The following is an 8074-nucleotide window of genomic DNA, read 5'->3' on the forward strand; positions in this document are numbered from 1 at the left end:
GATAATGGCTTACATCACTCTCTGCAGTATTTTTAATATATACGTCATAAAATTGATTACAATCAGGCAACAGCTAGACTTTATCGCAGATAATATTCCTATACGGATATTAGGAAAATGGTTTTATGTTCCCCAACGGAGCTAACCTATGCGACCCGACCGACAGCAATTGATCCATTCGTTATTTGACGAATATATTGAGATGTATGCCTCCCGTGATGACAGGCTAACTCGTCGCTTTAGTGATAACTTTAGCGGCTATGCAGGGAGCAGTGACCAGCTTGTCACCAGCAGGGAAGAATGGGTGCGAATCACTCGTCAGGACTTTGCACAAGTGCCTGAGCGAATCCACATCGAAATGTTAGATCTTTCTTTACAAGATCTTGCCGACAACCTCGTGGTTGTGACTGCCTTTTTCCATATCCACTTACCTATCCCTAATCCTATGCTTTCCCGCGAGACAGCACGGCTAGTGTTGATATTTCACCGAGAAAACAACGACTGGATGATTGTCCACAGTGGCATATCCATCCCCTACGGCTTAGCCCACAAAGGGGAAATTTACCCGATCGCGCGATTAGAGGAACGTAACGTCGAACTTGAATCCATGATCACAGCTCGAACCAGTGAACTGGCAGAAGCCAATAGGCAACTTGAAATACTCAGCAATACCGACGGTTTAACCAATATAGGCAATCGCCGCCTATTTGACATGATGTTACAAACAGAGTGGAGTCGAGGACAAAGGAGTAATTCCTCACTGGCCCTCATCATGCTCGATATTGACCACTTTAAACAATTTAACGATCACTATGGCCACCTCGCCGGAGACGATTGCCTTAAACAATTAGCGAGTACACTGTCCCAGTCCGGTCGCAGAGCGGGCGAATTAGTCGCTCGCTACGGGGGCGAAGAATTTGTCATTCTATTACCAAATGTCGATAATCAAACCGTACTTGAGACAGCGCAGCATATACATCAGCTGATCCAAGCCATTGCCATTCCGCATGCAAATACCGACCTTGGGATTGTGACAGTGAGCGCAGGCGTCGCCTATCTGCAACCCTCTAACAAACAAAATGCTTTAGAACTCGTTCGCCAAGCGGACGCCGCCCTCTACCGCGCAAAATCCGCTGGTCGCAATTGCATACGGGTGATGGATGAGGACTAATAATACATATTACTCAATTTATCCCAACAAAAAGCCCCGCACAGTTTCCTATGCAGGGCTTTTTAAACCGATTGACTCACCTTAAGGGCGTGTCACCTAAATTAACAGGCTGGCATTAACCGCGGTTAAAGCGCTTACGATCGTTTTCAGTCAAGTGTCTCTTACGAACACGAATGTTCTTAGGCGTTACTTCAACTAATTCATCATCATCGATGAACTCAAGCGCTTGCTCAAGTGTCATTGTGATTGGCGTAGTCAACACTTGGGCTTCGTCAGTACCAGAAGCACGCATGTTGGTCAGCTGCTTACCTTTCAAACAGTTAACTGTCAGATCGTTTGAGCGAGCGTGAATACCAACCACTTGGCCTTCGTATACTTCAGCGGCGTGGCCGATAAAGAGACGACCGCGATCTTGCAGACCGAACAGTGCGAAGGTCAGAGCCTTACCCGTTGCGTTAGAGATCAATACGCCGTTAGCGCGTTGACCGATATCGCCACCTTTGTGCGGACCATAATGGTCGAATGAGTGATAAATTAGACCAGTACCAGAAGTCGCTGTCATAAACTCAGTTTGGAAACCGATTAAACCACGGCTTGGGATGATGAAGTCGATACGTACACGACCTTTACCATCAAGCTGCATGTCTTTCATTTCAGCTTTACGGGTACCTAATTTCTCGATTACTGTGCCTTGATCTTCTTCTTCAACGTCAACAGTCAAGGTTTCAAATGGCTCACACAGTTCACCGTCGATAGTTTTCAGAATAACTTCTGGACGTGATACGGCTAACTCGTAACCTTCACGACGCATGTTTTCAATCAAGATTGATAAATGCAATTCACCACGGCCAGATACACGGAAGCGATCTGGACTTTCTGTTTCTTCAACACGCAGTGCCACGTTGTGGACTAATTCTGTTTGCAGACGCTCCAGAATGTTACGTGAAGTCACATACTTACCTTCTTTACCTGCAAAAGGTGAAGTATTAACTTGGAAAGTCATGGTCAGAGTAGGTTCATCAACAGTCAAAGGTGGCATAGCTTCTACTGCACCAACGGCACAGATAGTGTCAGAAATTTTCAGCTCGCCTAAACCAGTGATAGCAACGATGTCGCCAGCGTTAGCAATTTCAACTTCAGTACGGTCTAGACCCATGTAACCTAATACTTGGCCCATTTTACCGTTACGAGTTTTGCCATCAGCGCCAATAATAGTCACTTGTTGGTTCGTTTTCACGCTACCACGCTTGATGCGGCCGATACCGATAACACCCACGTATGAGTTGTAGTCGATTTGCGAAATTTGCATCTGGAACGCGCCTTCGGCGTCAGCATCTGGGAAAGATACTTTTTCAACGATAGTTTGGAACAGCGGCGTCATATCATCGCTCGCTACATCCGGATCTAAAGTTGCAAAACCGTTTAACGCAGAAGCGTAGACGATTGGGAAATCTAACTGCTCGTCAGTTGCACCTAAGTTATCGAACAGGTCGAATACTTGGTCAATAACCCAATCTGGGCGTGCACCTGGACGGTCAATTTTGTTGATAACAACGATTGGCTTTAGGCCTTGAGCAAACGCTTTCTTCGTTACGAAGCGAGTTTGTGGCATTGGACCGTCAACGGCATCAACTAGCAATAATACTGAGTCAACCATAGACAGAACACGCTCAACCTCACCACCGAAATCGGCGTGGCCTGGGGTATCAACGATATTAATACGGTAGTCGTTCCACTTGATGGCAGTATTCTTTGCCAGAATCGTGATCCCACGTTCCTTTTCAAGATCGTTGGAGTCCATCACCCGCTCAGTGGCTTCTCCTCGGGTTGCAAGGGTGCCTGACTGTGACAGCAACTTGTCTACCAGGGTCGTTTTGCCATGGTCAACGTGTGCAATAATGGCGATGTTACGTAAATTCTCTAGCACGGATAAACCTCTTACCATCAAACAAAAATAGGGATATTTCAGTAATTCGTTATGGTGATCGAGCTCGATCTACCACAATAAAAAGCGTGCCATTCTACTCCAGAGCGGCCTTGGCGCACAGGATTATTTTTGAACACTTATAAAACAATCCGCCAATCCTTGGGTAATTTCCGCCAATCATCCACTGAATGAAATCCTCTGTAGCCAGAGTTAACGCTCTGTTTAATTGCCATATTCATAGGAAAAATCTGAGTTAAGCAGCTGAATTTGCTATTTTTCGTATTCAATGTTAGCACTGCTAATGTCGATTTAAGCATCAGCAAAATCGACTTAGACACAGAGAAATTACCACGTGAACACACTGCAATAAATTCTGCGGCACACTTAATCTAACGTTCATGTTGGCGTTTACACCCGATGGCATGAAGACTCACTCCATTGTCACGGGATACCTTTTTACGCATCACTGATTTCACTTGGCCTGTGAACAGCAAAGACATTTCGCACATGAGAACGAACTCTTTCCTAATAATATGATAATAAACCACTATTGGATTGATAATGCGTGGCATAGTTGGACAGACTAGCGTGGTTTTATGACAATTATGCGGCGGTTATGCGGTGATAAATAGTCCCGTGCAGTGCTGCAAGTATGTGCGAGCTTCACAGAGGCGGTACTTACTGAGATAGTGAAAGCCAAAGCGTCATTGCCATCTCAGTGCCATATAAGCGGTGCATGTTATCGCTGTGCATCCCAGCTTAAGGTTTGCATGAATCAATTCAGTGCGCACCAAAATGGAGTAATGCACCAAAATGCCACAGACAAAAGCACCATTATGGTGCACGCGCGAATCCAATTAAGTGCAACAAAGATTTTAAATCATGTTAATCAGTAAGTTAAATTATTGGCATGGATATCGCTTTATAGCTCGTAAGTTTGGCTCAAGATAAATCACTTGAGTTAAAAGATTATAGAAGGGGCATCCCTTTACCCTACCGGAGGCTTGAGAATGTCAGTTGAATCAGTTTTAAAGCAACTTGAAGAATTAGAAGTTAAGTTCGTTGATTTACGTTTTACCGACACTAAAGGTAAAGAGCAGCACGTATCTATTCCTTCTCATCAGGTAGATGCTGATTTCTTCGAAGACGGCAAAATGTTTGACGGTTCTTCTATCGCTGGTTGGAAGGGCATTAACGAATCAGACATGGTACTGATGCCAGATCCAACGACATTTGTACTGGATCCTTTCACCGAAGAAACTACAGCGCTGATCCGTTGTGACATTCTTGAACCCGGTACTATGACAGGTTACGACCGTGACCCACGCTCAATTGCTAAAAAAGCAGAAGCTTACCTGATCTCTACTGGTATCGCTGATACTGTATTGATTGGACCAGAACCAGAATTCTTCCTATTTGACGATGTCCGTTTCGGTACTGACATGTCAGGTTGTTTCGTTAAGATCGACGCTAAAGAAGCGGCTTGGAACTCAGGCACTAGCTACGAAGGCGGCAACACAGGTCACCGTCCATTTGTTAAAGGCGGTTACTTCCCAGTTGCACCGGTTGACTCATCACAAGACCTACGTAGCGCTATGTGTTTAGTGCTCGAAGAAATGGGCCAAGTGGTTGAAGCGCATCACCACGAAGTGGCGACTGCAGGTCAAAACGAAATCGCCACTCGCTTCAACACCTTGACTAAGAAAGCGGATGAAATCCAAATTCTGAAGTACGTAGTGCACAACATGGCACACGCTTACGGCAAGACGGCGACTTTCATGCCTAAACCCATCGTTGGTGACAACGGTAGCGGCATGCACGTTCACCAATCTCTGGCGAAAGACGGTGTTAACTTGTTCGCTGGCGACAAATACGCAGGTTTAAGTGAAACGGCGCTGTACTACATTGGTGGTATCATCAAGCACGCTCGCGCGCTGAACGCTTTCACTAACCCAAGCACTAACTCTTACAAGCGTTTAGTGCCACACTTTGAAGCACCTGTTATGTTGGCCTACTCTGCCCGTAACCGCTCTGCATCAATCCGTATTCCAGTGGTACCAAGCCCTAAAGGCCGTCGTATCGAAGCACGTTTCCCTGATCCACATGCAAACCCATACTTAGGTTTCGCAGCGCTGCTGATGGCGGGTCTTGACGGTATCCAAAACAAGATCCACCCAGGTGAAGCGATGGACAAAGATCTGTACGATCTGCCTCCAGAAGAAGCGGCTGAAATCCCACAAGTGGCAACGTCATTAGAAAACGCCCTTGAAAATCTGCAAGCTGACCATGAGTTCCTGACTAAAGGCGGCGTGTTCAGTGAAGATTTCATCCAATCTTATATCGTACTGAAAACAGCAGAAGCTGAGCGCGTAGCACGTACAACTCACCCACTTGAGTTTGAAATGTACTACAGCCTGTAATGGCTATCGCTATACAACCGGCTCGCTTTATGTAATTGATACAGAAAATATAAAAGCCTCGATAGCAACGCTATCGGGGCTTTTTGTATTTTGAAGGTATATACAACTTTTATTCAGATTCAATCGTCGCGTTGTTCTCTAAATAGGCATCATCGCCAACCACTCTTTTATCATTCAGAGAAGGCACGCCAGACACCGCGACAACAGCAACAATAGAGATAGATGGTTAAAAACCGATCTAAATTAAACAAGGGTGCGGCATAAAACCACCTATATAGTCGGAAGTTAACTACCGCGCCATTATTGTTAAGTGTCCACGCTTTATTCAACTAGGCTGGGTATTGTCAGGGGTAAAATCTGACAATTGGACTGGTTCGCCTGACTCAAATGACGCAAATGGTACACCATCTAACACGCGCTCATTTTTAAATACACGGATTTCAGAATCAGGTAACTGCGTCATCAGTAATGACAAGATAGTGTGCATCTTATCCAATGGGCAATGAAGACGAATACTTGCACGTAAGCCCATTGTTCGTACATCCGATTGGCAGGCAATAAATGGACGATTCCGCGTTACCTTAATCAAATGACGATGCCCATTTTTTATAGGGCTCTCGTAAGTTGTCTCTACATTTTTAAAACCTGTGAAGAAAAATGCCATCACAGCAAAACCACCCGCGCCGACCAAGGCGGCTGGGCCTAACACCGCCACCCCGACAATACAAACCACCACCCCAAACCAAGCCAGCCCCCGCACTACCGCGTAGGCGGCATCCGGAATAGCATCATGATAGGTGGTAACTAACCCCTCGGTGGTGAGCCGATAATGGTACTGTTTGTCGGCCAACCAGAGGTAGCGCATAAATGGCCCAAAAATCATCACTATGATGAGAAAATAATACCATTGCTCAAATCCATACCAGTATGTCACCAACCCAACTAGAGCCGTAATCCCGCACGGAATAAGGACCATGATCCACCCAATGCCATACACAGTCGCCACCCGAATATCCCACTCATAGAGGGTGGGCGCCTCACGCACCCGCTGCTGACGCAGCTTGTAGAGCCGGTCTTGCTCCTCTTGGGGTAATTGCAGGTACTCACTGCGCGGCAGGTCTTCATACCGACTGTCGTCCAACAGTTGTGTCTCTTGCTCTGTCGACGCCAACTGCGGCGCTGCTCTCTTATTCATATAGCTATTCCTTTGCTGTGCCCACGGACTGCACGGTCATCGTTAACCTACCCACACAGCTCGTACTTAATGTCTTCTCGCCCTTGACGATCTTGCCGCTATAAGGCCTGCCAGCATCTTAGTGGCAAAGCTGCCACTGATGACACCGAATCTCGCGCCAATAACAGGCGCGAAAGAAAGCGTTAGACGGCATGGGTATTCTCAGGGGCAAAATCTGCCAGTTGGGCAGGTTCGCCTGACTCAAATGACGCAAATGGTACGCCATCTAACACGCGCTCATTTTTAAATACACGGATTTCAGAATCAGGTAACTGCGTCATCTGTAATGACAAGATAGTGTGCATCTTATCCAATGGGCAATGAAGACGAATGCTTGCGCGTAAGCCCATTGTTCGTACATCCGATTGGCAGGCAATAAATGGACGATTCCGCGTTACCTTAATCAAATGACGATGCCCATTTTTTATAGGGCTCTCATAAGTTGTCTCTACATTTTTAAAACCTGTGAAGAAAAATGCCATCACGGCAAAACCACCCGCGCCGACTAAGACGGCTGGGCCTAAAAAGGCCACCCCGACAATACAAACCACCACCCCAAACCAAGCCAGCCCCCGTACTACCGCGTAGGCAGCATCCGGAATAGCATCATGATAGGTGGTAACTAACCCCTCGGTGGTGAGCCGATAATGGTACTGTTTGTCTGCAAACCAGAGGTAACGAGCAGATAAGCACATAATTAAAGCCATGATGATTAACCCTATACCCAAGCTAGTATCGCCAGATAGCAAATAGCACCCTATAAGTGCTAAGCAACCACACGGGATCAGGAAGGTTAACCAAAATAGACCATAGACAGTCGCCACCCGAATATCCCACTCATAGAGGGTCGGTGCCTCACGCACCCGCTGCTGACGTAGCTTATTGAGCCGGCTTTGCTCCTCTTGGGGTAATTGCAGGAACTCACTGCGCGGCAGGTCTTCATACCGACTGTCGTCCAACAGTTGTGTCTCTTGCTCTGTCGACGCCAACTGCTGCGGCGCTGCTCTCTTATTCATATAGCTATTCCTTTGCTGTGCCCACGGACTGCACGGTCATCGTTAACCTACCCACACAGCTCGTACTTAATGTCTTCTCACCCTTGACGACCTCGCCGCTAAAGGTCTGTTAGCCTGTATCCAGATAATGGTCGTAATTAGCGCCAGTAACAGGCGCGAGAAAAAACGTTAACTGGGCAGGGTATTCTCAGGGGCAAAATCTGACAGTTGGGCAGATTCGCCTTCACGGGTACCAACTTTAGAGAGACCAACTATTCGCTCATTTTTCAATAAAAAGAGTTCCGACTCCGGTAATTGCTTCATCAG

General features: G+C 46.6%; 5 protein-coding genes. 2 read left to right on the forward strand and 3 right to left on the reverse strand.

The genetic code is table 11. The features are described 5' to 3' along the window. The first annotated feature begins 148 nt into the window (after nt 1–148). Nucleotides 149–1171: a GGDEF domain-containing protein gene (locus tag ACHA99_RS22080; protein WP_393944994.1), complete on the forward strand. Its 1023-nt coding sequence runs from the start codon at nt 149–151 to the stop codon at nt 1169–1171. A 115-nt stretch (nt 1172–1286) separates the two neighbouring features. Here ACHA99_RS22080 and typA read toward each other — a convergent pair whose 3' ends face one another. Next, entirely contained in the window at nt 1287–3098 is a 1812-nt protein-coding gene (typA, locus tag ACHA99_RS22085) for a translational GTPase TypA (protein ID WP_105251119.1), read from the reverse strand. A 1010-nt stretch (nt 3099–4108) separates the two neighbouring features. Here typA and glnA point away from each other — a divergent pair. Beyond that, a complete protein-coding gene (gene glnA, locus ACHA99_RS22090; protein ID WP_113941334.1) occupies nt 4109–5518 on the forward strand; it encodes a glutamate--ammonia ligase in 1410 nt (469 codons plus the stop codon). Between the two features lie 325 nt (nt 5519–5843). On the opposite strand, the gene ACHA99_RS22095 is transcribed toward glnA, so the two are convergent. Together ACHA99_RS22095 and ACHA99_RS22100 are read right to left on the reverse strand one after the other, a co-directional pair. Continuing rightward, on the reverse strand, nt 5844–6713 hold the full coding sequence (locus ACHA99_RS22095; protein WP_393944997.1) for a hypothetical protein: 870 nt from the start codon (nt 6711–6713) through the stop codon (nt 5844–5846). Between the two features lie 182 nt (nt 6714–6895). Next, complete coding sequence (locus ACHA99_RS22100; protein WP_393944999.1) at nt 6896–7768, reverse strand: hypothetical protein; 873 nt, start codon at nt 7766–7768, stop codon at nt 6896–6898. Between the last annotated feature and the right edge of the window lie 306 nt (nt 7769–8074).

The sequence above is a fragment of the Shewanella sp. S23-S33 genome (assembly GCF_043359565.1).
GTDB classification, from domain to species: Bacteria; Pseudomonadota; Gammaproteobacteria; order Enterobacterales; family Shewanellaceae; genus Shewanella; species Shewanella oncorhynchi.